We start from the raw sequence: 25,021 nt of genomic DNA, 5'->3' as shown, positions 1-25,021 counted from the left end.
GTAAGTTGGTTGTGGAAAAACAGGAGATTGAACGAGAGCAACACATCCTTTTGCTTTGAAAATCAGCAAAAGGCTGCTTAGCAAATTAACTATTTTTTAATAACCATGCCATTCTTTTGCAAATAGTTATGTTCAACTCCACAAAATCCTATCAATTACACAATAATCCTGTTCAGCTTCTACAACCCTTCCACTGCCAAGCTCAGTCTGACTTTGCGCTTGCTGTCAGCGCAACAGAGTTTCACCAAACCAGAATCGGGCATAAGATTTTAATCATTCCAAGACCTGCTGTATGCATACTTCACGAATGCCGGCCACGCGCTGGAGCCTAACCGGCCAGACGGCCCTGGTTACGGGTGCTTCTAAGGGCATAGGGGCGGCGGTGGCCGCTGAGCTGCTGGCCCTGGGAGCCACCGTAATAGCCGTAGCCCGTACCGCTCCCGAGCTGGAGCAGCAAGTGGCCCAGTGGCAGCAGCAGAGCCTGCCCGCCCACGCCTTGCCGGCGGATATGAGTACGGCGGCTGGCCGGGCGCAATTACTGGCCCAGGTGGCGGAGCGGTGGCCCCGGCTGCATATTTTGGTTAATAACGTAGGCACCAACATCCGGAAGCCTACTCTGGAGTACTCCGAGCAGGAGTACCGGCACATTCTGGCCACCAACCTCGACTCGGCCTGGGAGCTGAGCCGCGGCCTGCAGCCCCGGCTGGTGGCCGCCGGCGGGGGGAGCATCGTCAATATTTCGTCGGTGGCCGGACTGGCGCACGTGCGCACGGGAGCCGTGTACGGCATGACGAAAGCGGCCCTGGTGCAGCTCACCCGCAATCTGGCCGTGGAGTGGGCCGGCCTGGGCATTCGGGTGAACTGCGTGGCTCCGTGGTACATCCAAACCCCACTGGCCGCCGGCGTGCTCAGCAACGAAGCCTACCTCAGCGAGGTACTGAGCCGCACGCCCATGCGCCGCGTTGGGGAGCCGGAGGAGGTAGCCGCCGCCGTAGCGTTCCTGTGCCTGCCCGCTGCCAGCTACATCACCGGCCAGACCCTGAGCGTAGATGGGGGCTTCTCGGTGAATAGCTTCTGAATCGCGGATTGACGCGGATTGAATGGATTGCGCGGATTTTGGTGGCGGCTTAGCGGCAACGGCTCGGATCAGTAGCGACTTAAATGATTAGCAGCCAAACAAAAAGAGCCTACCAGTACGGTAGGCTCTTTTTGCAGGCTTACAAGCCAGTTAGGGGTAGCAGGATGCGTCACCAAAATCCGTGCAATCCAGCTAACCCGCGTCAATCCGCGATTTAGACAAGTTGCTGCAGCGCCTGCTCGTAGCGCGGCAGGGAACCCTCGGAGGAAGCCAGGTACAGGAAGGGTTCGATGAGCTCCAGCTCCATCAGCAGAAACTCGCCGTTCTGGTCCAAGCCATCCACGCGGGCGTAGAGGCAGCCGGCGGCAAACTCCCGCACAATGGCGTCGGCGGCCCGGCGCAGGTGGGCGGGTGCCTCGCGGGACTCAATGCCACCGCCGAGGTAGTGCTGCACCCGAAAATCGCCGGACTTGGGCGTTTTGAGCACGCAGTGGCTGAACTCGCCGCCGAAGTAGATAAGCGACCATTCGCCTTCCTCCTGAATCTGGGGCTGGAAGGGCTGCACCAGAAAGTCTTCGTCGCGCAGCAGCTCCTGCAGCTGGGGCTGCCGGATAGAGGACTCCTGCCGGGTGAGCACAAAGGTGTTTTTGGCCCCGCCGCTCACGGCCGGCTTTACCACCAGCGTATCGTGGCCGAGGGCTTCAAACAACGCCTCGGTTTCGACGGCCTGGCCGCGGCTCAGCCAGTGAGTAGGCACAATGCGCACACCGGCCTGCTCCATATCGAGCAGATACTTTTTGTCGGCGTTCCAGCGCACGGTAGCGGCCGGGTTCAGCAGCTTCACCCCCAGGCTTTCCAGGCGGTCAAGCCACTCATAGAACTCCCCCACCCGGTCGAAATAATCCCAGGGCGACTTCACCACCACCACATCGTAGCGCAGCCAGTCCACGGCCGGGTTGGTCCAGACGCGGGGCTCCACGGTGTGGCCCTGCTCGCGCAGATAGCGGGTGAGCAGGCTATCCTCGTCCTCCACATTGGGAGCGGCGTACTGAGCGAGGCTTTCACAGGTAACCAGGGCAATATTCATCACGGATTAAGCAGATTTTTCGGATTTCGCGGAGGCGGGCGCCAGTAGGCAGCCCAAATGGGCTACTAGACGGCAAAGGGCCGTGCAGGTTGCGCTCAGTAGCCGGAGAGGGCAAAACCGCTTTTCCGCTGCCCACGCCCAGTGTCATTCCGACGCAGGAAGAATCTGGATTTACCGGCCAACAACTTGACCCAGATTCCTCCTGCCTCGGAATGAGATGGTAGGTAGAATAACCGTTTACTTCTTGCCGCCCGCGGCCAGGTAATCGAGGGCCAGAGTGGCCAGGGTTTTCACGCCCAGGGTCAGGCCGCTTTCATCCACGAAAAAGCCGGCGGTGTGGTGGGGAGCTGTTTCGGCGGGGTTTTTCCCTTTGGGCATGCCACCCACGAACACGAACAGGCCGGGTATTTTTTCCTGGTAGTAGGCAAAGTCCTCGGCCCCGGTCACGGCTTTTTGCACGCTCACGTTGGCGGCCCCGGCGGCGCTATTCAGGCTGGGCACCATCTGCTGGGTGAGGCGCGGGTCGTTGTAAGTAACGGGGGCGTAGTTCACGATTTCGACCTCGGCCGTAGCTCCGGCGCTTTCGGCAATGTTGGTGGCGGTGCGGCGCACGGCGGCCCAAATCTGCTGCTGCATTTCCTTGCTGAGGCTGCGGATGGTACCCGTCAGCTCCACCTGCTCCGGAATGATGTTGTTGCGCACCCCGCCGTGCACCATGCCCACGGTCAGCACGGCCGCGTCTTCGGTGAGCTGGAGCTGGCGGCTGACGATGGTTTGCAGGCCCATGATAATCTGGGCGGAGGTAACCACGGGGTCAACGGCCAGCCAGGGGTAGGCGCCGTGGGCCGATTTGCCCTTCACTTTAATGGTAAACACATCCGACGAGGCCATTTCGCCGCCGGGCCGGTAGGAGAGCTTGCCGACCTCGGTCTGGGCCTGAATGTGCACCCCGAAAATGGCATCGACCTTGGGGTTGGTGAGCACGCCTTCCTGCACCATAAGCCGGGCCCCGCCCACTACACCCGGCGAGGAGCCTTCTTCGGCCGGCTGAAACACGAATTTCACGGTGCCGCTCAGGTCTTTCTTCATCTGGCTGAGCACTTCGGCGGCGCCCAGCAGCATGGCTACGTGGGTGTCGTGGCCGCAGGCATGCATCACGCCTACTTCCTGCCCGTTGTAGGTGGTGCGGGCTTTGGAGGCGAAGGGCAGGCTGTTGCTTTCCGTGACGGGCAGGGCGTCCATGTCGGCGCGCAGGGCCACCACGGGGCCGGGCTTGCCGCCCTTCAGCAGGCCTACCACGCCGGTGCGTGCTACCCCCGTTTGCACCTCAATCCCCATCTTTTTCAGCTGCTCGGCAATGAGGGCGGCGGTGCGGGTTTCCTGGTTACCCAGCTCGGGGTGCTCATGAATGTCGCGCCGCCAGGCAATAACCTTGCTTTCCTGCTGGGCAGCAAGCTTGGCAATTCGGTCGTGGAGGGCAGTGTTCTGAGCCAGCGCGGGCGCGGCAGCTAGCAGGCAGGAGGCGAGGAGGGCGGCGTTGAAAATCTTCATTAAACAGGCAAGTCAGGAGGATGCGGGGCAATGAGCGGAAAAGGTACGCGCAAACTCCCGTCAACCGAAAGCCCAGCACCGAAAAACGCGCCGCGCCGGGCACCTATCTTTGCGGGCGCAACGAACGAGGCGCGCCGCTGCCACCAACGACGTGCTGCGCTACACGAAGCGGGAGCTTCGCGCTACATTTCCTTTTACTGAATGTCCACACCTGTCATTACCTGGCGCGAGGCCTGGCGGCAACCGGCTTTCCGGGCGCGGCTGGGGGTAGTGCTGGCCCTGCTCCTGACGTTAGCCGCCGTGCTGCCGCGCTTTTTTGCCTGGGTGCAGGCCCGCCACGGCCGCCTCCTTCCTGACCCGCTGCTGGCGCTGCTGCCGGCCCGCGACGTATCGGGGCTGACCTTTGCGGTTATCTACCTGGGCATCGGGCTGGGGGTAGTCACGCTGCTACCCCGGCCCTACCCCCTGCTGCGGGCCCTGACGGCTTATCTGCTGCTGCACCTGCTGCGCTGCACCACATTAGCCCTTCTGCCCCTGGAGCCGCCCATCGGCCTCATTATTCTCCGCGACCCGCTGGTGGAGCAGCTGTTCTATGCGGCTCCCGCGCCTATTACCAAAGACCTGTTTTTCTCGGGCCACACCGCCACGCTGCTGCTGCTGGCTTTGGCTGTGCCCGCAGGTTGGCGGCGCCGCGTGCTGCTGGCTGCCACCCTGGCTATTGGCCTGCTGGTGATGATGCAGCGCGCCCACTACAGCTACGATGTGCTGGCGGCACCCCTGTTCGCGGGGCTGAGTTTCTGGCTGGCCGGGCGGTTCATCCCTACCCCTCCGAACAATTAAAAGGGGTAGGAAGTAAAAGCCTCCGCTTCCTACCCCTCACTCAACTAAAACTCCGAAGCGAATTTACTTCAGGTGCTTCTCGTAGATGCCGGCCGCAATGCGCTCGGTAATTCCCTTGGGCACCAGGGCGGTAAGCGCCGCCGATACTTTGTTTAACGCCCCCGGTATTGCTTCGGCCTCACCGGAGAGCATAGCGGCAATGCCAAACTCCGCCACCTGGGCGGGCGTCATGGATACTTTGTTGGCCACGGCCTGCAGCTCGGAGTTCATGCCGGCGCGGTCGGCAAAGTCGGTGGTGGTGGCGCCGGGGCTGAGGCAGGTGACGGATACGCTGGTGCCGCGCAGCTCGTAGCGCAGGCCCCGCGAGAAGCTGATGAGGAAGGCCTTGCTGGCGGCGTAAAGCGTGAGCGTGGGCACGGCCTGGTAGGCGGCCGTGCTGGCCACGTTCAGGATGTAGGCTTTGGGCTGGCAGCGCAGGGTAGGCAGCAGGGCGTGGGTCAGCTCCACGGGCAGGTGCATGTTCAGCTGCAGCATGTTCTGCTGCTCCGTCAGCGGCAATTCCTCAAAGCGCCCCCACAGACCGTAACCGGCATTATTCACCAGCACGGCCAGCTCCGTGGTTTGCGCCGCCACCCAGGCTGCCACCTGCCGGGCCGCGCCCGGCCCGGCCAAATCCAGGGCGAGGTGCTGCGCCTGCCGCCCCAGCGCCCGAATTTCCGTAGCCACCTGTTCCAGCTGACTGGCGGAGCGAGCCACCAGCAGTACGTCGTAGCCGCGGCGGGCCAGGTCCAGGGCCATGGCCCGGCCAATACCACGGGAAGCGCCGGTAATCAGGGCAGTTTTCAAGATTTTGAGGTGATGGGGTGAAGGGGGGTGAGGTGATGAAGTGAAAAGTGATGAGGTAAAGGGTAAATGGTGATGAAGCGAATGGTGAGAAGGTAAACCGATATAGGTGAGGAGCTACCGTATCTTTTACCCCTTACCCTTTACTTGTCACCTGTCACACCTCACCTCATTACCTCATCACTTCATCACCTCTTCACCCTATTTCACCAAGTGGAGAAACCGTAGATAGAAAGGCGTGGGGCTGTTTTCGTGCTTGGGCTCATACTTACCGGCAATGATGGGTACGTACATTACCCGGCGGCGCGAGGCCTCGCCCACCAGCGGCGACTGCGCCACGCGGTGCCACATGCGGCCGTCGTGCACGGTCAGGTCGCCGGACTCGGTTTCCACGGCTACTTCGCTGGGGTCGGGGCCCACGTCTTTGTAGTATTTCTTACGGAAGAGAATGTCGCGCAGGCCCTGGCGGTGGGTGCCCGGAATCAGGCGCAGCCCGCCGTTGGTGGCGGGCGTACCATCCAGGTGGACGCCCACGTTCAGCATGGGCCCAATTTTTTTGCCGTAGAATACGTCGCGCAGCGAGTCGGTGTGCCAGCCCATCTGCGAGAACTCCGAGCCTGCTACGTTCACGTAGTGGTTGATGACCAGGCCATCCTTCTCGTTTTCGCCCACGCGGCCGCCGGGCGCTTCCAGCAGCGGAAACAGAGCCGTAAAGCGCGGGTCCTGCAGAAACTCGTGCAGGACGGGGCTGTGGTGCGAGGCAAAGGCAAAGCGCTGCACAATGGGCGAGCCATCCACGTCTTTGCCGTACTTGATCGGGACGCCGTTCACCTTCTTCACGTCATCGGCCAGCCACTGCCGCTGCACCTCCTGGGAGGCCTGCAGCAGGCTTTGCACGGTTTCGGGGGAGATGAAGGCGCGGAAGTGCAGGAATCCGTGTTCCTGAAAGAAGGTCAACTGTTCGGCAGTCAGGCTTTCTCCTAAGGTAAAACGCGGATAGGTTTGTTGTGATGACATAAGCAAAGGCGGTCAAGCGAACAGCCTAGTGAGGGGACGCAAAGATACGATGCTGCCGTTTTCACCACAGAAAAAGCGCGTTCCGTACCAAAAATCCTGTGAAGCAGAACGGTGAAAATGGAATTCTTGGGGTGAAGAACGAGTGAACCAACCGCCCAGCGCGTATTTGGTTTGCACCGGGTGCGTACCTTAGCTGCAATAGCCGGTGCCCTCCCGACCCCGACCCGCATGAAACGCCCTCTGTTGCTGCTGCTTTTGCTGGTGCTGGCTGCCAGTGCGCCCCTATGGGCCCAAACGGCAGCCTCGCGCCTTGTGCCTTTCCGCCAGGGCGGCAAGTGGGGCTACGCCGACCAGGCCCGCCGCTTAGTGCTACCCCTGCGCTACGACGAGGCCGGCCCGTTTGTGGAGGAAATTGCCTGGGTGCGCCAGGGACAGCTTTACGGCTATATTGACAGTGGGGGCAACCCCGTTACGCCCGTGCAGTTCACGCGGGCCAGTACGTTCCGGCTGGGCCGCGCCACCGTAGAGCTTCAGGGCGAAACCTTCGACATTAGCCCCACCGGCCAGCGCCTGCCCGACGCGCCCGCGGCCGAGCCGGAAGAGGAGCCCCTGGAGCACGGCGACCTGGTGCGCAAGGAAGGGAAGGTAGGCTTCCGCTTCACGGTAGGCTCCGGCGTAGTGCCGCCCATCTACGACGAAATCCGGGAGAACTACAATGGACTGTTGTTCGTGCGGTTGGGCGCCAAGTGGGGGGTAGTAAACAGCAGCGGCAAGCTGGTGCAGCCCCTGCGCTACGATGCCATCCGGCTCACGGGCAACCTGCAGTTTCCGGTGGTGCAGCTGGGCCAGCGCTTCGGCTACCTCGACGAGGACGGCAACACGCTCACGGAAATCCGCTACCCTCAGGCCGAGCCCTTCTTCGGCGACGTGGCCCGCGTACTGGCCCCCGACGGCCAGCCCGGTTACCTCAACGCCAACGGCCAGGAGTTCTGGGAGGAACGGTGAGATGGTGAACCGGTGAGTTGCCGGGCGAGTGGCGTATATTCCGGCAGGCGCCTTACCCGTTATTCCTATACCTATGCTGCCGCTCCCCATCCTCAACGTCCGCCTGAACGCCTGCCACGAGGATTGGCAGCAGATGACGCCTGTGGCCCAGGGCCACCACTGCGCCCAGTGCAACCGCACGGTTATCGACTTCACCACCTCTTCCCAGGCCGATGTGGATGCCGCTTTCCGGGCTTCTCCGGATGGCCGCGTCTGCGGGCGGTTCCGGGCCGGGCAGCTGACCCCTACCCCTCCGCTGCGCCCCAAGCTCCGGCGGTTTTTGGTGGCCTTGGTGCTGGTGTGCGGGGTAGGGCTATCGGGGCGGGAGGCGGTGGCGCAGGTGGTGTATGATACGGCCCGCTCTAAACCATATGTGCAGCAGCCATTTGGAATGGTAGCGGAGCAGATGCCGGTTTTTAAGGGCGGTCAGGAAGCACTGCTGCGGTTCATCGGCGAGAATATACACTGGCCTGACACTGCCCCAAAGACATTAAACGGGCGCATATTCATTCGCTTTCAGATTACAGATGTCGGTGCCATTCGTGACGTTACAGTAGTGAAGAGCTTACACCCGGCCCTGGATGCAGAGGCGGTGCGCGTAGTGCAGCTTCTCGACGGCAAATTCACGCCGGGCAGGCAAAACAACCGCCCGGTAGCGGTAGGCTATACAGTTCCAATTACGTTCGAGGGAACAGAAACTCAAGCTCCGTCGCACAAGCGCAAACTAAGATGAACAGACTGATACTTGTAGCTTCTCTTGCGGCTTTGAACCACGTCAGCCTACCCGCCACTGCCCAGGTAGCGCCGGCTGTACCCAACGCGGTAGGGGGCACACGAATACTTTTCGCCGATTTTTTCTCCCTGAAATAAGTCTGCTGGGGTCCGGAAGCGTACTGTTTTCTTTGTCGGTCCGTACACACCCTACCCCCCTTCCGCTCACTAACCCTTCCGCCCATGATTTTCACGCCCAGCGCCATGATGCTCAAGCTGCTCTACACCCGCGGCAGCCTGCGCAATACGCCCGAAGGGGTAGCCTTCAGCATCAAGAACCGCCTGGATACCGTGCGCATCACACGAATAGAGTACGTGGAGCTGGACGACGTGCGCATCGGCACCGAGCAGATTGCCCTGGACCTGGGCAACGGCGACGTCCGCCCGGCCTCCGTATTCAACGCCGAGCGAGCGGGCTTTACCCTGCCGGTGGGCCAGTCGGCTACCTTTCACCTGGCCGCCAAGCCCCTGCCGGAAGGCCTGCACACCATTCGGGTGCGCTTCGCGGCGGAGCCGTTCGGGGAGCTGACGGTGGAAGTGGAAGACGCCATTGCCGCCCGCCCCGAAAGCCGCACCCGCATTCCGCGCTCCGAAACCGACGACTACTCCGAGGCCGCCATCCGGGCCCGGCAGCAGTTTGCCGAGGAGTTTACGGGCGAGCAGTTCGAGCACCTGAAGCACTATTCCTTTGATGCCCACACGCTGCAAGGCAACTGCGAGCATTTTACGGGGGTAGCCCAGATTCCGGTGGGGCTGGCCGGCCCCCTGCACGTAAACGGCGAGCATGCCCAGGGCCAGTTTCTGATTCCGCTGGCTACCACCGAAGGCACGCTGGTGGCTAGCTACAACCGGGGCATTCAACTCCTGAACCTGTGCGGAGGCGTCAAGTGCACCGTCATCGGCGACGCCATGCAGCGGGCCCCGGTGTTTGTGTTTGATGATGCCCGCGGGGCCCGCGACTTTGGCCGCTGGGTTGAAGAAGCAATAGACCAGATTCGGCCGGAGGCGGAAAGTACCTCGCGCATCGCCAAGCTCCAGTACATCGATACCTACCTGGCGGGCAAGTTTGCCTACCTGCGCTTCAACTACAGCACCGGCGACGCGGCGGGCCAGAACATGGTGGGCCGGGCTACCTTCGCCGCCTGCTCCTGGATTCTGGAACACTACCCGGGCGCCCCCATCCGGCACTTCTACCTCGAATCCAACTTCGCCACCGACAAAAAAGCCTCCCAGGTAAACGTAATGCGCACCCGGGGCAAGCGCGTGGTAGCGGAGGCCGTCATCAAGCGCGACATTCTGCAGCAGCGCATGCGCGTGAAGCCCGAGCAGCTGGCCTACCACGGGCAGGTGAGCAACGTGGGCGCTTTCCTCTCGGGGGCCAACAACAACGGGGCCCACTCGGCCAATGGCATTACGGCCCTGTTCATTGCTACCGGCCAGGATGTGGCCAACGTATCGGAGTCGTCGGCGGGGGTGCTGTACTCTGAAATCACGCCCGAGGGCGACCTGTACATCAGCATCACCATTCCCTCGCTCATCGTGGCGACCCACGGCGGCGGCACCGGCCTGGCCACCCAGAACGAGTACCTGCGCCTGCTGGGCTGCACCGGCCGCGGCACCGTGAACAAGCTGGCCGAAATTGTGGCCGGCGTGGTGCTGGCCGGCGAGCTAAGCCTGGGCGCCGCCATCAGCTCCTCCGACTGGGTCAGCAGTCACGAGCAATACGGCCGGAATCGGTGAGATGGTGAGTTGTCATGGCGAGGAGGCACGACGAAGCCATCCGTCCTGACCAACGCCCTACCCCTTGAAACGTGACAAGCCCTTGACGACTGTGCGAGCGTCAAGGGCTTGTCGGTTTATTAGGTGTATCACACGGAGAGTTGTCATGGCTTCGTCGTACCTCCTCGCCATGACAACTCTCCACCTACAGCGGGTCGGCGGTTACTTTGAAGCGGGAATCGGAGCGGATGGTGATGTCGCGGCTGATGGGCTTGCGGATGCGGGCTTCCGTGGACAGGGTGTAGCTACTGGCTTTCACGTACTTATCCAGCTTCTGAGAGGTAGGCGTCAGCTGCACGGTGCTTACGCCCGTGGGGATGTTATCGGCGGAGGCCAGCAGAATTTTATCGTTCTGGTCGGTGCTGATGTAGAGGTTGATGCTCTGCAGAAAGTCGAAGTTCTCGGAACTGGGGTCGGTAACGGTGAGCGTGAGGCGGTCGAGCTTCACATCCTTCACCAGGTTGGCGCTCGTGTTTTCGTTCTTGAACTTCTCATCGGAGCGGGTAGGCACCGAAACAGGCGTCAGCGGAATCAGCTGGCCCACCGGAAAGGCGCTGGCAATCTTCACTGACTGCGAATCTTCAATGTAAAAAGTCAGCAGTTTATCCAGCTTGTCGCAGCTGGTCAGCACCGCCAGCAACAACAAAGCCGGCGCCAGAAACAGGATTTTTTTCATAGGGGTTGCAATTTTCACGAAGCTACGAAATCCCGGTTCGGTGTGGTTTGTCCGGGCCGCTAGAACACTACCGGCACCGTGCGAACTTTCCCGCTAACTCGACAAAACCAGACCCGGGACGCCAGTTGCGTAACGTTCCGGGTCTGGTTTTCGCGTGCAGATTTCTCTTCCGCTTGTCGTTCCGAGCGAGAGGAGGCAGCGGGTGCACCCATCTGATGGTACACCCAGCTGCCTCACCTCGTTTGGAAAGAAATCTTTTCTTGCTCTTAATCCATCATATCGGCGGCACGCGGGGGCTCGTGCTGGAAATCGGGCTGCCAGCTCATGGGGTAGCGCGGGTCCACGTAGGGTAGGGCGGCCTCGGTGAGGTAGAGGGGCCGGAAGGTATCGACCATCACGGCCAGCTCGTGGGTTTCCTTTTTGCCGATGCTGGCCTCCACGGTGCCGGGGTGCGGGCCGTGCGGAATGCCACTGGGGTGCCAGGTGAACGAGGCCAGATCTACCCCCCGCCGCGACATGAAGTTGCCCGCTACGTAGTACAGCACCTCGTCGGAATCGACGTTGGAGTGGTTGTAGGGCGCCGGAATGGCCAGCGGGTGGTAGTCGAAGAGGCGGGGCACGAAGGAGCAGATGACGAAGTTATTGCCCTCGAACTGCTGGTGCACGGGTGGGGGCTGGTGGATGCGGCCGGTAATGGGCTCGAAATCATGAATGCTGGTAGCATAAGGGTAGAAGTAGCCGTCCCAGCCCACCACATCAAAGGGCGAGTGGCCGTACACCAGCGTGTGCAAGAGCCCGTCCTTCTTCACCCGCACCACGTACTCGCCCGATTCGCGCACGTCGTTTTCTACTAGCTCCGAGGGGCCGCGGAAGTCCCGCTCGCAGTAGGGCGCGTGCTCCAGCAGCTGCCCGAAGTGGTTGCGGTAGCGCCGGCAGGTTTCCACCGGGCTGAACGACTCGATGATGAGCAGGCGCACCGGCCCTTCCTCAAAATGCAGCTGGTGGATGATGGTGCGCGGAATCACCACGTAGTCGCCGGGCTCGAAGGCCAGCTTGCCCAGCTGGCTCCATAGCTCCCCTCGGCCCTCGTGCACGAAAATCACCTCGTCGGCCAGTGCGTTTTTGTAGTAATACTCCATGCGCTGCTCCGTGGGGTTGCAGATACTCAGGGTCACGTCGGCGTTGCCGAGCACGGTCTGGCGGGCCTGCAGGTAGTCGCTGCCGGTGCTGGTTTGGTTGAGGGTGCGCAGGTGGGCCGGCTCCAGCGGCCGGTCTTTGAGCAGCTTGGGCGCGTAGGGCTCGGGGGCGCCTACCTGCCGGATTTCGGTGGGGGCGTGCCGGTGGTAGAGCAAGGACGAAACGCCGTGGAAGCCCAGCGTGCCCACCAGCTGCTCGTGGTAGAGCGAGCCGTCGGGCTGCCGAAACTGAGTGTGGCGCTTGCGCGGAATCTGACCTAAACGTTGATAAAAAGGCATACGGGTGGGATAGTATGGGTGGGAAGGGCGAAATGAATGCCGGGCAGTGAAGGTACAAAGTTTACCCGGCGTGCGCCCCCAACTCCAGTCATTCCGAGCGGAGCGAGGAAGCTGAGGACTTGCTTGGGTCTGACCCAGGTTCCGCGTTCCGCTCCGAATGACAGAACGTATTCTGAACCAGAACAATCTTCCCCATCGTTACTTTGTACTAGGCTTGGCCCTCTGACCCCGGCTGCCGGCTGCTCCTGCTATGATTTCGTTGCTCCTCCCTTCCCTGCTGGCCTTGCTCACCGTGGCCCAGCCGCCTGCCCCCACGCCCCGCAGCCGCACGTTCACCTTCGACTACGCGGCTACTATTCCGGCCCAGCCCGCCGGTACCAAGGCCGTGGACCTGTGGCTACCCGTGCCCCACGACGATAAGTCGCAGCAGATCCGCGACCTGCAGGTGACCTCGCCGGTGCCCTATGAAATCAAGACCGGCGCGTATGGCAACCGGATTCTGCACCTGCGAGCCACGGGCGAGGCCCTGCAGGGCTTCACGGTAGATATGCGCCTGCGCGCTACCCGCCGTGAGCACCTGGCCCTAGTCCTGAATGGGCAGCGCCCGCCCCGCGAAGCCCCCGACCCCAACCTGCGGCGCTGGCTGGCCGCCGACAGCCTCGTGCCCCTCGATCCGCAAATCCGGCTCTGGGCCCTGGAGGTAGCTACCAAAGCCCAGGCCAAGACTGATTTGGAGAAGGCCCGCGCCGTGTACGAGCACGTGGTCAGCACGGTGAAGTACGACAAAACCGGCCAGGGCTGGGGCCGCGGCGACATCTACTACGCCTGCGACGCCCGCCGCGGCAACTGCACCGATTTCCACGCCGTGTTTATTGGCTACTGCCGGGCCCTGGGCATTCCGGCCCGCTTCAGCATCGGCTTCCCGCTACCCCCGGAACGCGGCACGGCCGAAATCAAAGGCTACCACTGCTGGGCCGAGTTCTACACCCCCGAAACCGGCTGGGTACCCGTGGATGCCTCCGAAGCCGCCAAAAACCCCGACCGCCGCAACTACTTTTTCGGGGCCCACGACGAAAACCGCCTGGAGTTCACCCGCGGCCGCGACCTGGTACTGGTGCCCCGCCAGAACAACCCGGCCCTCAACTACTTCATCTACCCCTACGCCGAAGCCGACGGCAAACCCCTGACCGGCGTCAAACAGGCATTCCGCGTGCAGGATGTGGTGAAGAAGTAGGTCCCGCACGCCCTAGCCTGTCTCACCTCCCGAGCTACCAGGAGTCTTGTCGTTGATATAAAGCCTGTTACATCCCGCCTCATCATCCCCTCACCTGTCATCCTGAGCAGCGCGAAGGACTTCTGCTGTTAGTAATTACCTTCTGTAGAGGTTTTTCGTCGCTGGCTTGATACGCCACATGCTCAGGATGACAGATGGGAGATGACAGGTGCTAATAGGACAGGTGGTAAACAATGGCAATTGCCGCCTAGAAAAAGGCCGGGCCACTACCGTAGGGTAGTGGCCCGGCCTTTTTAGTTGAATACTGCTCTACTTGCCTAGCAGCCCGAGCATGGCTGTGGTGCTGGGCTCTTGCACGGCGCGCAGGGCCTGCTGCATTTCCAAGTCCTCCTGGTTGAGCACCTGGTAGTACGCCGATTTGCCGTAGGCGCTACGGGCAATCAGGGCCTTGAGCTGGTTGCGCAGCAGGGCGGCGCTGCGGCGCAGATCGGCGGCATTTTGGGGCACTCCGTCGCGGGCGGCTTTGGCGGCCAGCTGCTGCAGCTGCACGTCCGTGATGCGGAAGCTCTGGTTGAAGTGCTCGAAGCGCAGCCCCTCTAGCTCGGCTTTGTGCTCCTGGTAGTAGGTCAGGGCGTACTCGCGCACTAGGTTCAGGCTCTGCAAGCGGGTGTAATAGGCCGAGTGGGCCGTGGTGTCGCGGGGCACGAACAGGTCGGGCATGATGCCGCCGCCCCCGTACACGGTGCGGCCGTGGGCCGTGCGGTAGCGCAACGAGTCGGCGAAGTGGATGCTGTCGGCGTGGAAAAACTCGCCGTGACGCTGGCGGTTCTGCAGGTCCTGCTCGTACTGGGCCAGCCCCCCGCGGTATGACTTCTGGATGCTGCGGCCCGAGGGTGTGTAGTAGCGGGCAATGGTCAGGCGCAGCTCCGAGCCATCATTGAGGGCAATGGGCTGCTGCACCAGGCCTTTCCCGAAGGTGCGCCGGCCTACCAGCAGGGCCCGGTCGTGGTCCTGCAGGGCACCGGCCAACACTTCCGCGGCCGAGGCGCTGCCTTCATCCACCAGCACCACCAAGGCGCCTTCCTCAAACTCGCCCACTACCCGCGAAAAGGTCTGGGTATCGTACTGGTCGCCCTTGCCGTCGGTGTACACAATCTTCTTGGTACCCCCGATGAACTCATCGGCCATCTTGGTGGCCCGGTCGAGGTAGCCGCCGGGGTTGCCGCGCAAATCCAGCACGAGGCGCGCGAGGCCCTGCCGGCGCAAATCTCCTAAGGCCGACTTAAACTCATCGTAGGTGCCGCTGGCAAAGCGGCTTACTTTGATGTAGCCGGTCTGGTTGTCCACCATGTAGGCCACATCCACGGAGGAGTTGGGAATACGGTTGCGGGTTACCTGCACGTTGAGGGGCCGGGGCTGGCCGCGGCGCAGCACCTGCAGCAGCACGGCGCTGCCCCGCGGGCCGCGCAGCTTCCCGAACATCTGCTCGGTGGTAGTATGCACGCCCGATACGCGCTGCCCGTTCACGGCCAGAATCCGGTCGCCGGGCTGCAGACCAGCGCGCTCAGCCGGGCCGTCGCTGAGCGGAGCTACTACCGTCACGGTGTCGCGGAACAGATTGAACTCGACGCCGATGCCGTCGTAGTCGCTTTGCAGAAACGAGGATGCCTGCTGCTGCTGCTTGGCCGGAATGAATACCGAGTGTGGGTCCAGGCGCTCCAGCATGCGGCTGATGGCGTAGTCCGACAGCTCCTCGGCATTCACGGAGTCCACGTAGTCGCGGTCCACGTAGCTCAGGATTTCTTTGAACTTTAGATAGCCGCGGGCCGTGAGGTCCGGGTTCTGATCTGAAGGCCGAAAAGGATTAGCGCCCAGTAGCACGCCACACGCCAAGGCCAGCGCCAGCAAGAACGGCTGCCGCGCCTTGCTCCGCGAATTTTTGGGAGCATGCTCCAACGCAGGACGTGGCGAGTCGGTTGGCTCGATGTTCATAAAGCGCTGAGAGAGTAGAGGTTTAGGCGATATTCGGCAGCGTGCGGTACAGACAGTCCTTCAAAACTATTGAAACTATTCCAAGAAACCCACCCCCTACATAGGGGGATATGTATTTTCGAATAACAATGCAATTTTTTATGAATTAAACGCTAAATAATCTTCTTTTCCAGCGGATTCCAACGCTCGAGAATTACCTGAATATGAACCCGGTGCAAAGATTATTTTATGATTTTGGAAAGACGGGCGCTGCTCGCTCAAGCTAGTTGTTTGCCCGGCCAACGTACGCCCTGGCCGCACCACCGGATTGCACGGTTGAGCTCCGGCGGCGTCACCTTTCCGGGCGGGTATCGTATCTTTGGGGCGCGGCAGCAGCTAAGGAGCTGAACCGTTGTTGCTTGGCTTTCTACTTCTTGTTTTTGCGATGGGCCGGATTCTTGCCATCGACTACGGGCATAAGCGCGTGGGGCTGGCCGTTACGGACCCGCTTCAGCTCATTGCTACCCCCCTCGACACGGTGCACAGCCAGGACCTGCTGGCGTACCTGAAAGCCTACCACCTCCGCGAGCCCCTGGCGGCCCTAGTGATAGGCATGCCCAAAAACCTCAATAACGAAGCCACTGACTCTACCCCGGCCGTAGTGGGGGTAGTACGGCGGCTGCGCAAGGAGTTTCCGGGCGTGCCGGTGCACGAGGTAGACGAGCGGTTTACCTCCCGTATGGCCCACGCGGCCATGCTGGCCGGGGGGCTGAGCAAGAAAGACCGCCGCGACAAAGCCACCGTCGATAAAGTATCGGCCACTATCATTCTGCAATCTTTCCTCGCATCCCGATGATTTACCCCATTGTTGCCTTCGGCGACCCGGTGCTGAAAACGCCGGCCAAAGACCTGCCCGCCGACTTTCCGGCGGCGGAGCTGAAACAGATTATTGCCGACATGTTCGACACCATGTACCACGCCCACGGCGTGGGCCTGGCGGCGCCCCAGGTTGGCAAAAGCATCCGCCTGTTCGTCATCGACTCGGCTCCTATGCTCGACGAGGACGAAGAAGGCAACCCCATCATTGAAGAGCCTACCGCCGCCCCCGTAAAGCGCGCTTTCATTAACCCCCGCATGGTAAGTGAAACCGGCGAGGAGTGGGGCTTTGAGGAAGGCTGCCTCAGCATTCCGGGCATCCGGGAGAAAGTGGTACGCCACGCTACCATTGTGCTGCGCTACGAGGACGAAAACCGCCAAGTGCACGAGGAAACCTTCTCGGGCATGACGGCCCGCGTGATTCAGCACGAATACGACCACCTGGAAGGTATCCTATTCACTGATTACGCCTCAGGCCTGAAAAAGCAGCTGCTCAAGGGCAAGTTGGCCCGCATCAGCAAAGGCGACGTGAATGCCGATTACCGCATGCGCTTCGTGGGCCAGGGCCGGCGGTAAACCCGAAAAGTGAGTTAGCTAAGCACAGGTGGCAGGATGATGCTCGGGACAACCGGGCATTATGCTGCCACCTGTTTGTATAGCAGCCTGAGGAAGCTGATTACCTAGCTCTTCCTTGTCATATTGCATGGTGTTTATTTCTACTCTACTTCGATTATTGGGAGCGGCAGCGCTGCTGAGTGGATGCAGTACCCCCACCGCCTCTACTGTGCCGTTTGCTACCGGTTATGTACTCTCACCGGGTCGGGCAACGGTCAGCCAGCGCCCGTATGCGGTGCAGGCCGAGCCGGCTATTTTTGAAACCAGCTTTTTCCCTGACACCCAAATAAGCCAGGACAGCCTGCAGTTCACACTGTACGCTCATTTTCTGGGCAATCTGCCGGTGCCATCGGGGCGGATAGTAGCCGCCGATCCGGTTTCGCTGCATTCGCAAACCCAGCCGTTTACGACCCTCTTTCCCCGGGGGCGGTTTCCGGTCGAGCTGGCTATGGCCCGCTTCAACGGCGACGAGCGAGTAGCATTTGCCCGCATTCTGTTCTCGGCGGCGCCTGTAGTGAGCTGGGAGCCAGCCTTGTTACCTGGCCAGAAGCCGTTGCCGCTCCGCAGCAAAGAGTATTACGGCTACCCAGTTGATGGGGGTATGGCCTTGTTTATGGATGCGGCCAGCGTGGAGCCCCTGAACCGGTATCTGGCCGACCCGGCAGCCTCAGAAAATCTGATGATTACCAGTTTCCGGCTTGACGCAGAGTCGCCGAGCCCTGGCTTCCTGTATGCCATGCCGCCCGATACGGTAGCGGCCTTCTCGACGGGTTTCGGGGACGGTAGCTACGCCACCTACGTGGGCCTGGACGCCCAGCGCCGACCCTGCCGGCTACTAACCGATTTTCAGGTTATTTCCTGGTAACGCGCTTATTTTCAACTTATTTATCATTCTCTTATGCGACGCTTATTCTTACTCACTATAACGGGAGTGCTTGTGCTAGCCTCTACCGGCACGGCCCAGGCCTGGGGTTTTTTCAGTCACCGGCTCATTAACCGGCTGGCTGTATTTACGCTGCCGCCCGACATGATTGGCTTCTACAAGGCCAACATCGACTACCTGACTGATAACGCCACCCGGCCCGACTCGCGCCGCACGGTGGTGCCCGGCGAGGCCCCGCGCCACTTTCTGGATGTGGACGTGTACGGCGACTCGGCCGTGTACAAGCTGCCCCGCTCCTACCCCGATGCAGTGGCCCAACTCGGCGAAGACTCCTTGCTGCGCCACGGCATCGTGCCCTGGCAGGTGGCCCGCATGAAGGGGCAGCTTACGGCCGCGTTTCAGGCCCACGACACCGACCGGATTCTGCACCTCTCGGCCGACATGGGCCACTACATTGCCGATGCCTGCGTGCCCCTGCACACCACCCACAACTACAACGGGCAGCTGACGGGGCAGCGCGGCATTCATGCCCTCTGGGAAAGCCGCCTGCCCGAGCTGCTCAGCGCCGGCTACGATTTCTTTACCGGCCCCGCCCCCTACCTCGACCGCCCGACCCAAACCATCTGGGCGGCGGTGGGCCGCTCCCACGCGGCCGTCGATTCGGTGCTGGGGTTTGAGCGGGAGCTGAGCCGGAAGCTGCCCGACGACCGGAAATACGGCTTCGAGCAGCGCGGCAACCTCACGGTGCGCACCTACTCCCGCGACTTCGCCCGTGAGTATCACCAGCGCCTGAACGGGCAGGTGGAGCGGCAGATGCGGCTGGCTCTGCGCCTGGTGGGGGCTTTCTGGTACACGGCTTGGGTAGATGCCGGCCAACCCGACCTCAATGCTCTACCCCGCACGCCCTCCGAGAAAGAGCAGCAGCGCCTGGCCCTCGAAGCCAAACAGGCCGCCCAGGCCCCAACTACGCCCGTTGCCGGCCACGAGGATTAAGTGGTGAAATAGTGAGATGGTGAGTTTGACGTTCCGGCGGCGCTAGTAGCGCGGGTGCTCTGGCGGGGCCGCATATCGGCAGGCGGCCTATTTTATCCGTTCAACTCCCCAACGAGGTGGCACTGCCTGTTGTAGCGTTTGGGGGCCGCCTCGTTGGGGAGTTGATTGTTTTCGCCTCGTCGGATAGTACCCCAGTAAGGCCGGGCCCCTGCGCATCAAACTCACCATTTCACTATCTCACCAGTTCACCATTTTCATGAAAAGCCTTGCCACTATTGCGCTGCTGCTTGTTTCCAACCTGTTCATGACGTTTGCCTGGTACGGGCACCTGCAGTTCAGGAAAATCAGCTGGCTGCACGGGCTGGGGCTGGTGGGCGTTATCCTGATTAGCTGGGGGCTGGCGTTTTTCGAATATGTGTTTCAGGTACCGGCCAACCGCATCGGCTTCGAGGAAAATGGCGGGCCGTTCAGCTTGTTTCAACTCAAAGTTATTCAGGAAGTTATTTCCCTGACGGTGTTCACGCTCTGCGCCGTGTTCGTCTTCAAAACCGATAAGCTGGCCTGGAACCACGTGGTAGGCTTTGCCCTGCTGGTGGCGGCCGTGTACGTCATCTTTAAGAAGTGGTGAGCGAGCGGCCGGAGCGGGAGCCCCGGCCCGCTGCCCGCAGGTAACGCAACCCCGGCAGCCAACAAGCCACGGTCCGCGCCACCCTGGCGGCCCTACCCCAAGCGCCCCACAACCCGGTAGATTAGCGTCGAGCCTTGCTTTAAATAAGGCCCTGCTTTACTTCCGGCGCTGAAGCGCTGACTTTCGGGTAGCGAAGGGCAACTCCCCTCAACCGTATGCGTAGGGAAACGCGCCCCACTGCTGGGGCTTTTCACGTTTTCTACTACCCGGTTATATGCCGAAACACTACCGTTTTTTTTTACTGCTGGGCCTCTGGCTATTGAGTGCCACCGTTGCGCAGGCTCAAAAAGTGGGGCTGGTACTCAGCGGCGGCGGGGCCAAGGGCCTGGCCCACGTAGGCGTGCTGAAAGTGCTGGAAAAGAACCGCATCCCCATCGACTACATTGTGGGCACCAGCATGGGGGCTATTGTAGGCGGCATGTACGCGGCCGGCTACTCGCCCGAGGAAATCGAGGAAATTGTGCTCAAGCCCGAGTTTCAGAACTGGGTGGCCAACCGTCCGCTGGAGGGCAAGGTGTTCAACTTCTACGACGCCGATCCTTCGCCCGCGGCCCTGCACCTGGGCTTGTCCATCGACTCGGCTTTTCGCACCCGCGTAACGCCGCGCATCATTAATGATGCTACCCTGAACTATGTGCTGGCGACCATGCTGGCCCCGGCCGGCGCCATTGCCAACTACAACTTCGATAACCTGTTTGTGCCCTACCGGGCCGTGGCCTCGGAGGTGTTCACGCGCCAGAAAGTGATTCAGCGCAGCGGCTCCCTCTCCGATGCGGTGCGCAACTCTATGGCGTTTCCGCTGGCCTTCCGCCCTATCCGGCAGGAAGACGGCCGCTACCTCTTTGACGGGGCCGTGGTGGACAACTTCCCGACCGGCGTTATTAAGGATGAGTTCAAGCCCGATGTGATTATTGGGGTGAACGTAGGCGACGTGGCGTACCGCAAATACCCCAAGGAAAAGGACGACCAGCTACTGACCAGCACCTTGGTGTTTCTGGGCTCCAATGCCGCCGATACGTTGTCGGTGGGCCCCAACGGCATCTTCATCCAGCCTGATCTGACCGACTACACGGCCGCCGATTTCGGCCGGGTGCGCCGGCTGGTAGCCCTGGGCGAAAACGCGGCTCAGGAAAAGCTGGCCCTGATGCTCAGGCGTATTCCGCGCCGCGAAGACACGCTGGCCCTGCAGCAGCGCCGCCGGGCGTTTCAGGAGCGGGCGCCCCGGCCCGATTTTACCAGCGTAACGGTGCAGGGCCTGCCCCGGCAGCAGCAGGAGTTTGTGCGGCGCTTCTTCCAGCGTACTGGTTCCACCTACTCCCCCAGCGACATTGAGGAAGGCTATTTCCGCCTCGTCAGCAACGATTTCTTTACCAACGTGTACCCCCGGGTGCGCTACTCCGAGCAGCAGAAGGGCTACGGCCTGAACATTGACGCCCGCCAGGCCAACAACCTCACCGCCGACCTGGGCGTGCTGCTGTCCTCGCGCTCCATGAGCAACTTTTACCTGGGCGGGGCCTACCGCTACCTCAACCGCTACCTCTACACAGTGCGCGCCAACGCCACGGTGGGCCGCTTCTACAACGCCGTGCAGGGCTCGTTCCGGGTGAGCGTGCCCGGCCAGATTCCGCTGTACTTCGAGCCGATTATCACCTTCAACAACCTGAACTACCAGGACACGGGCGGCCTGCTGGGCCAGAATGCCGAAACTAGCCAGCTGGTGCAGCGCGACCTGAAAACGGGTATTAACATTGGCATCAGCCCCAACTACCGCAGCCGCTATATCCTGGATATTGGCGCTTTCACCAACCGCGACCGGTTTGCCAATACCAGCGAAGTCAGCAGCACCGATGAGTTGGATTTGAACCGCTTCCAGGGCATCACGGCGGGGCTGCGCTTCGAGCGCAACTCCCTCGACCGCCGCCAGTACGCTACCAAAGGCCGACGGGTAGAGTTTGCTGTGCGCGGCATTACGGGCCAGGAAAAATATGACCCGGGCACTACCTCCAACGGCGTGGAAGGCCGGACCAAAAACCAGCGCTGGGTGCGGGCTTCGCTGTTCTCGGAGCAATATTTCTCTCTCAGTAAAACCGACTCCGTAGGGGCCAAAACCAACGCCTGGGGTTACGTGGTGGATGCCGTGGCCAGCACTCAGGGCGCCTTTGCCACGTACCGCTCCTCGCTGACCACCTCGGCCGCTTTCCTACCCCTGCCCGACTCCCGAACCCTGTTTCTGGACAACTACCGGGGCACGGCCTACGCGGGCCTGGGCCTGCGCTACGTCAAGGGTATTTTTCGGGGGGTTGAGTGGCGGGCGGAGGCCTTCGCCCACGTACTGGTGCGCCCCTGGCGCCCCGCCTACGACAACCCCGTGCTGGTGCGCCGCTCCAACAGCGTAACCCGTCCCTACCTCACCCTCATGACCGGCCTGGTGTACCAGACGCCCGTGGGCCCGCTCTCTGTGCAAGCCATCCACTACGACGACCGCAACCACCGCTTCGGCGTGTTTGCCCACATCGGCTACGTGCTATTCCGCGAACGGTCGTTGGAGTAAGTGGTGAGATGGTAAAATTGTCAGGGCGAGGTACGAAGCCATCCTTCCTGACCAACGTCCCTACCCCCTGAAACGTGACAAGCCCTTGACGCTACCCTACGTCAAGGGCTTGTCGGTTTATTAGGCTTGTCACACGTAGAGGAAGGAGGGCTTCGTACCTCGCCCTGACAATTTCACTACTTCACCAGGATCAGGGCGGAGGAGGCGGGGACTTCTATGGTCATGGTTTCGCCTACCCCTTCTATCTGGCGCAGGCCTGCGGGGTTGATTTGATCTTCGGCCAGCACCACGGAGTAGCGGGCGGCCGGAATGGGCAGGCGGGCGGGCTGGCGGTTGCCGTTGAACAGTACCACAATCGTGTCCCAGGTGTCGCCGCCGGCGTAGTCTTTCAGGCGGTAGCCAATGGTAGTGGCGGGCAGGTTGGGCAAAAACTCCAGGTGCCGCTGCACCAGCTCCTGGGTGGGCAGGCGGAAGGCCGGGTGGGCGCGGCGCAGGGCAATCAGCTGGCGGTAAAACTCGTACACGCGGGCGTACCGGGTCTTGCGGCTCCAGTCTATCTGGTTGATGGCGTCGGGCTCGTTGAAGGAGTTGTGGGAACCGCCTTTACTGCGCAGAAACTCGTCGCCGATGGGCAGAAAGGGCACGCCCTGCGAGGTAAACACGATGGTGTTGCTGAGCAAATCCATCCTCATTCGGTCGGCCTCGGAGGCGGCGGGGTTGGAGGCCGCCAGCTTATCCCAGAGCACCTGATCGTCGTGGCAGGCCACGTAGTTGATGGTTTGCTGGGGCGAGGCGGCCCAGGGCCCTTTCGAGTAGTTTACCTTGCTGTAGTCGAGCTGCGGATGCTGGGTGGCTGCCACAATCCCAAACTTCACGCTTTCTTCCAGTCCCGGCTGCCCGCTGGCAAAGCCCGGCTCGGTGCGGCGGGCAAAATGGCCTTTCACGCCGTCGCGCAGCTCATCACTGAAGGCAGCTACCCGGTCCAGCTTCCCAATGTTGGCTTTGAGAGCCCGCTCGGCTTCCGGCAGCGGGCTGGCCCCGGCCGCCCAGCCTTCGCCGTACATCAGAATGCTGTGGTCAATCTGGTCGAGGGCCACGCGCACGGCGCGCATAGTGCGCAGGTCCAGCACCCCCATCAAATCAAACCGGAAGCCGTCCGCGTGGTACTCGCGGGCCCAGTACGCCACCGACTCCACAATGAGCTTGCGCACCATGGGCCGCTCGGAGGCTACTTCATTTCCGCAGGCGGAGGCGTTGGAGTAGCCGCCATCGGGGGTGTGGCGGTAGTAGTACCCGGGCACCAGCTGCTCGAAGGAGCTGCGGCCAGCCTCGGCCGTGTGGTTGTACACCACGTCGAGCACCAGGCGCAGGCCGTTGCGGTGGAGGTTTCGCACCAGCTGCTTCATCTCCCGGATGCGGGCCGCGGGGTCGGCGGGGTTGGTGGCGAAGGAGCCTTCCGGCACGGAGTAGTGCAGGGGGTCGTAGCCCCAGTTGTAGAGGTTTTCTGCCAGCCGGCTTTCATCAATGGAAGCAAAGTCGTTGGTAGGCAGCAGGTGCAGGTGCGTGATGCCCAGCTCCGTGAGGTGGTCGAGGCCGGTTTTGACGCCGGCCGGGCCGCGGGTATCGGCTTCGGCTACGCCCAGAAACTTGCCCTGGTGCCGCACGCCCGACTGCGGATGCATGGTCAGGTCGCGGATGTGGGCTTCCCCAATGACTAGGTCGGTGGGCTGCTTTAGCCGGGGCCGGAGGTCGTCGGTCCAGTTGGGGGGATTTACGGCGGCCGGGTCGAGCAGGGCCCCGCGCTGCCCGTTCAGGCCCACGGCGTGCACGTAGGGGTCGGGCACTTCGGCCATCTGCTTGCCCTTAATGGTGGCCTGCACCACGTAAAACCGTCCGGCGGGCTGGGCCGGCAGCGTGTACACCCACGTCCCGCCCCCGGATTTCTGCATGGCGTACTCGGCCACGGGCGCGCCGCCCGTGCCTTCGGCGTAGAGCTTGAGCTGCAGCTTTTCGGCGGTGGGCGCCCACACCCGCAGGCGGGCCTGGCCTTTGATGAACGTCAGGCCCAGGTCGGGGCCGTTGTAAGTGGGGTAGGCGGCGTACGCATCCGTCACGCGGGCCGTGCGGCAGGTGGTCAGGCTGGACACCGTCAGTAACAAGACAAAAAGAAACCGAGACTTCATAGCGGGAAAGGTAGGCCACGAAGTTCGGAGTTTTCGCCCGGTGCCGGAAGCCGCTCCGCGGGAAGTGCGGCCCTGCTCGCTACTACAGCCCCTGCACGAAGTCGCGAAGCAACCGGTTTACTTCCTCGGGCGCTTCATACGGGAGCAAATGGCCGGCTCCGCCAATAATTTCCAGCGGGGTTCCACTAGGCAGCAGGGGTAGGGTTTCCAGCCCATGCACCGAGGGCGACATTACATCATCCTGGTCGCCAACCAGGATGGTGCAGGGTACCTGCACGTGGCACATCTGGGCGCTCAGGTCTTCGCGGCTGCCGTGCAGCAGCCAGGCGTCCCAGGCCAGGTGGGTGCTGCGCAGGTTGTCTTCCAGAATTTGCTGGTGTGAGGTGGCAGAAAGGGAACGGGCGGTTATTTTCCGGAAGGTTTTTTCGGCCTCGTCGGGCTTGCCGTAGGCCCGCATGCTCGTCATTCGGTCTTCGTCGGTGAGAGGCTCGGGGCCGGGCGGCGAGGGGCTGAGCAGGGCCACCCCAGCCAGGCCCGCCGGCTGCCGGGCGGCCAGGGCCAGCGCAATTTTGCCGCCCATACCGTGGCCTACCAGCACGTAGCGCCCTACCCCGTTTTCTGCAATGTAAGACTCCAGCGCTTTCACGTAGCTGGCCACCGAGTAACTGCTGCCCGGTTCCGTGGCCGCCCCAAAGCCCGGCAGGTCAGGAGCTAAGAAGGGGTAGTCGGGGGCCAGCAACTGGGCTAGTTGTTGAAACTCGCGGCCGGAGCCAGCCCAGTAGTGCAGGCCAATAAACGTAAGCGCAGGTGCAGCAGGCATAGAAAAACAGCATTCAGATTCCAGCTCAGAGCCAGATTACCTTGCT

21 protein-coding genes are annotated in these 25,021 nt (G+C 61.9%); 12 read left to right on the top strand and 9 right to left on the bottom strand.

Features of this window, described 5'->3' with window-relative positions:
- Positions 1 to 292: 292 nt before the first annotated feature.
- The gene (locus GGU46_RS01040; protein ID WP_246398705.1) at positions 293 to 1,078 is read left to right on the top strand and encodes an SDR family oxidoreductase; all 786 of its coding nucleotides are present in this window, start codon (positions 293 to 295) and stop codon (positions 1,076 to 1,078) included.
- Positions 1,079 to 1,292: 214 nt separating this feature from the next.
- Here the strand turns inward: GGU46_RS01040 and GGU46_RS01035 are convergent, their stop codons facing one another.
- Positions 1,293 to 2,165 (bottom strand): ATP-grasp domain-containing protein, encoded by an 873-nt coding sequence (locus tag GGU46_RS01035; protein ID WP_183401745.1) that lies wholly within the window; start codon positions 2,163 to 2,165, stop codon positions 1,293 to 1,295.
- 237 nt (positions 2,166 to 2,402) lie between these two features.
- Positions 2,403 to 3,716, bottom strand: coding sequence for an amidohydrolase (locus GGU46_RS01030; RefSeq protein ID WP_183401744.1), 1,314 nt, complete (start codon positions 3,714 to 3,716; stop codon positions 2,403 to 2,405).
- A gap of 201 nt (positions 3,717 to 3,917) precedes the next feature.
- On the opposite strand from GGU46_RS01030, the gene GGU46_RS01025 reads away from it, so the two are divergent.
- Positions 3,918 to 4,556, top strand: coding sequence for a phosphatase PAP2-related protein (locus tag GGU46_RS01025; protein WP_183401743.1), 639 nt, complete (start codon positions 3,918 to 3,920; stop codon positions 4,554 to 4,556).
- A 63-nt stretch (positions 4,557 to 4,619) separates the two neighbouring features.
- Here GGU46_RS01025 and GGU46_RS01020 read toward each other — a convergent pair whose 3' ends face one another.
- Both GGU46_RS01020 and GGU46_RS01015 read right to left on the bottom strand, forming a co-directional pair.
- Positions 4,620 to 5,402, bottom strand: coding sequence for an SDR family NAD(P)-dependent oxidoreductase (locus tag GGU46_RS01020; protein WP_183401742.1), 783 nt, complete (start codon positions 5,400 to 5,402; stop codon positions 4,620 to 4,622).
- 198 nt (positions 5,403 to 5,600) lie between these two features.
- The gene (locus GGU46_RS01015; RefSeq protein ID WP_183401741.1) at positions 5,601 to 6,416 is read right to left on the bottom strand and encodes a phytanoyl-CoA dioxygenase family protein; all 816 of its coding nucleotides are present in this window, start codon (positions 6,414 to 6,416) and stop codon (positions 5,601 to 5,603) included.
- Between the two features lie 228 nt (positions 6,417 to 6,644).
- Here GGU46_RS01015 and GGU46_RS01010 point away from each other — a divergent pair, with 228 nt between their 5' ends.
- The 3 genes from GGU46_RS01010 (at position 6,645) to GGU46_RS01000 (ending at position 9,971) form a co-directional block, all read left to right on the top strand.
- Positions 6,645 to 7,421 (top strand): WG repeat-containing protein, encoded by a 777-nt coding sequence (locus GGU46_RS01010; RefSeq protein WP_183401740.1) that lies wholly within the window; start codon positions 6,645 to 6,647, stop codon positions 7,419 to 7,421.
- Between the two features lie 73 nt (positions 7,422 to 7,494).
- A complete protein-coding gene (locus GGU46_RS01005; RefSeq protein WP_183401739.1) occupies positions 7,495 to 8,193 on the top strand; it encodes an energy transducer TonB in 699 nt (232 codons plus the stop codon).
- 221 nt (positions 8,194 to 8,414) lie between these two features.
- On the top strand, positions 8,415 to 9,971 hold the full coding sequence (locus GGU46_RS01000) for a hydroxymethylglutaryl-CoA reductase (RefSeq protein WP_215906236.1): 1,557 nt from the start codon (positions 8,415 to 8,417) through the stop codon (positions 9,969 to 9,971).
- A gap of 184 nt (positions 9,972 to 10,155) precedes the next feature.
- On the opposite strand, the gene GGU46_RS00995 is transcribed toward GGU46_RS01000, so the two are convergent.
- Together GGU46_RS00995 and GGU46_RS00990 are read right to left on the bottom strand one after the other, a co-directional pair.
- The gene (locus GGU46_RS00995) at positions 10,156 to 10,686 is read right to left on the bottom strand and encodes a hypothetical protein (protein WP_183401738.1); all 531 of its coding nucleotides are present in this window, start codon (positions 10,684 to 10,686) and stop codon (positions 10,156 to 10,158) included.
- A gap of 266 nt (positions 10,687 to 10,952) precedes the next feature.
- The gene (locus GGU46_RS00990; RefSeq protein ID WP_183401737.1) at positions 10,953 to 12,161 is read right to left on the bottom strand and encodes a homogentisate 1,2-dioxygenase; all 1,209 of its coding nucleotides are present in this window, start codon (positions 12,159 to 12,161) and stop codon (positions 10,953 to 10,955) included.
- Positions 12,162 to 12,411: 250 nt separating this feature from the next.
- Between GGU46_RS00990 and GGU46_RS00985 the strand changes: the two genes are divergently transcribed.
- Entirely contained in the window at positions 12,412 to 13,395 is a 984-nt protein-coding gene (locus GGU46_RS00985) for a transglutaminase-like domain-containing protein (RefSeq protein WP_183401736.1), read from the top strand.
- A gap of 309 nt (positions 13,396 to 13,704) precedes the next feature.
- On the opposite strand, the gene GGU46_RS00980 is transcribed toward GGU46_RS00985, so the two are convergent.
- Entirely contained in the window at positions 13,705 to 15,387 is a 1,683-nt protein-coding gene (locus GGU46_RS00980; protein ID WP_183401735.1) for a S41 family peptidase, read from the bottom strand.
- 424 nt (positions 15,388 to 15,811) lie between these two features.
- Between GGU46_RS00980 and ruvX the strand changes: the two genes are divergently transcribed.
- From ruvX to GGU46_RS00950, 6 genes are all read left to right on the top strand, one after another.
- Entirely contained in the window at positions 15,812 to 16,222 is a 411-nt protein-coding gene (gene ruvX, locus GGU46_RS00975; RefSeq protein WP_183401734.1) for a Holliday junction resolvase RuvX, read from the top strand.
- Positions 16,219 to 16,818, top strand: a complete 600-nt coding sequence (gene def / locus GGU46_RS00970) for a peptide deformylase (protein WP_183401733.1) — start codon at positions 16,219 to 16,221, stop codon at positions 16,816 to 16,818. Before ruvX ends, def begins: the two co-directional genes overlap by 4 nt.
- A 208-nt stretch (positions 16,819 to 17,026) precedes the next feature.
- On the top strand, positions 17,027 to 17,722 hold the full coding sequence (locus GGU46_RS00965; protein ID WP_183401732.1) for a DUF4241 domain-containing protein: 696 nt from the start codon (positions 17,027 to 17,029) through the stop codon (positions 17,720 to 17,722).
- Positions 17,723 to 17,755: 33 nt separating this feature from the next.
- The gene (locus GGU46_RS00960) at positions 17,756 to 18,733 is read left to right on the top strand and encodes a zinc dependent phospholipase C family protein (protein ID WP_183401731.1); all 978 of its coding nucleotides are present in this window, start codon (positions 17,756 to 17,758) and stop codon (positions 18,731 to 18,733) included.
- A 256-nt stretch (positions 18,734 to 18,989) separates the two neighbouring features.
- Entirely contained in the window at positions 18,990 to 19,361 is a 372-nt protein-coding gene (locus tag GGU46_RS00955; protein ID WP_183401730.1) for a DMT family protein, read from the top strand.
- 274 nt (positions 19,362 to 19,635) lie between these two features.
- Complete coding sequence (locus GGU46_RS00950; RefSeq protein ID WP_183401729.1) at positions 19,636 to 21,972, top strand: patatin-like phospholipase family protein; 2,337 nt, start codon at positions 19,636 to 19,638, stop codon at positions 21,970 to 21,972.
- Between the two features lie 176 nt (positions 21,973 to 22,148).
- Here GGU46_RS00950 and pulA read toward each other — a convergent pair whose 3' ends face one another.
- Both pulA and GGU46_RS00940 read right to left on the bottom strand, forming a co-directional pair.
- Entirely contained in the window at positions 22,149 to 24,155 is a 2,007-nt protein-coding gene (gene pulA / locus GGU46_RS00945; RefSeq protein WP_183401728.1) for a type I pullulanase, read from the bottom strand.
- A gap of 82 nt (positions 24,156 to 24,237) precedes the next feature.
- Entirely contained in the window at positions 24,238 to 24,975 is a 738-nt protein-coding gene (locus GGU46_RS00940; RefSeq protein ID WP_183401727.1) for an alpha/beta fold hydrolase, read from the bottom strand.
- Positions 24,976 to 25,021 lie beyond the last annotated feature (46 nt).

Source organism: Hymenobacter latericoloratus (assembly GCF_014199535.1).
GTDB classification, from domain to species: Bacteria; Bacteroidota; Bacteroidia; order Cytophagales; family Hymenobacteraceae; genus Hymenobacter; species Hymenobacter latericoloratus.
The sequence above is the reverse complement of the archived record's forward strand: the minus strand, read 5'-3'. Positions and strand labels throughout refer to the sequence as shown.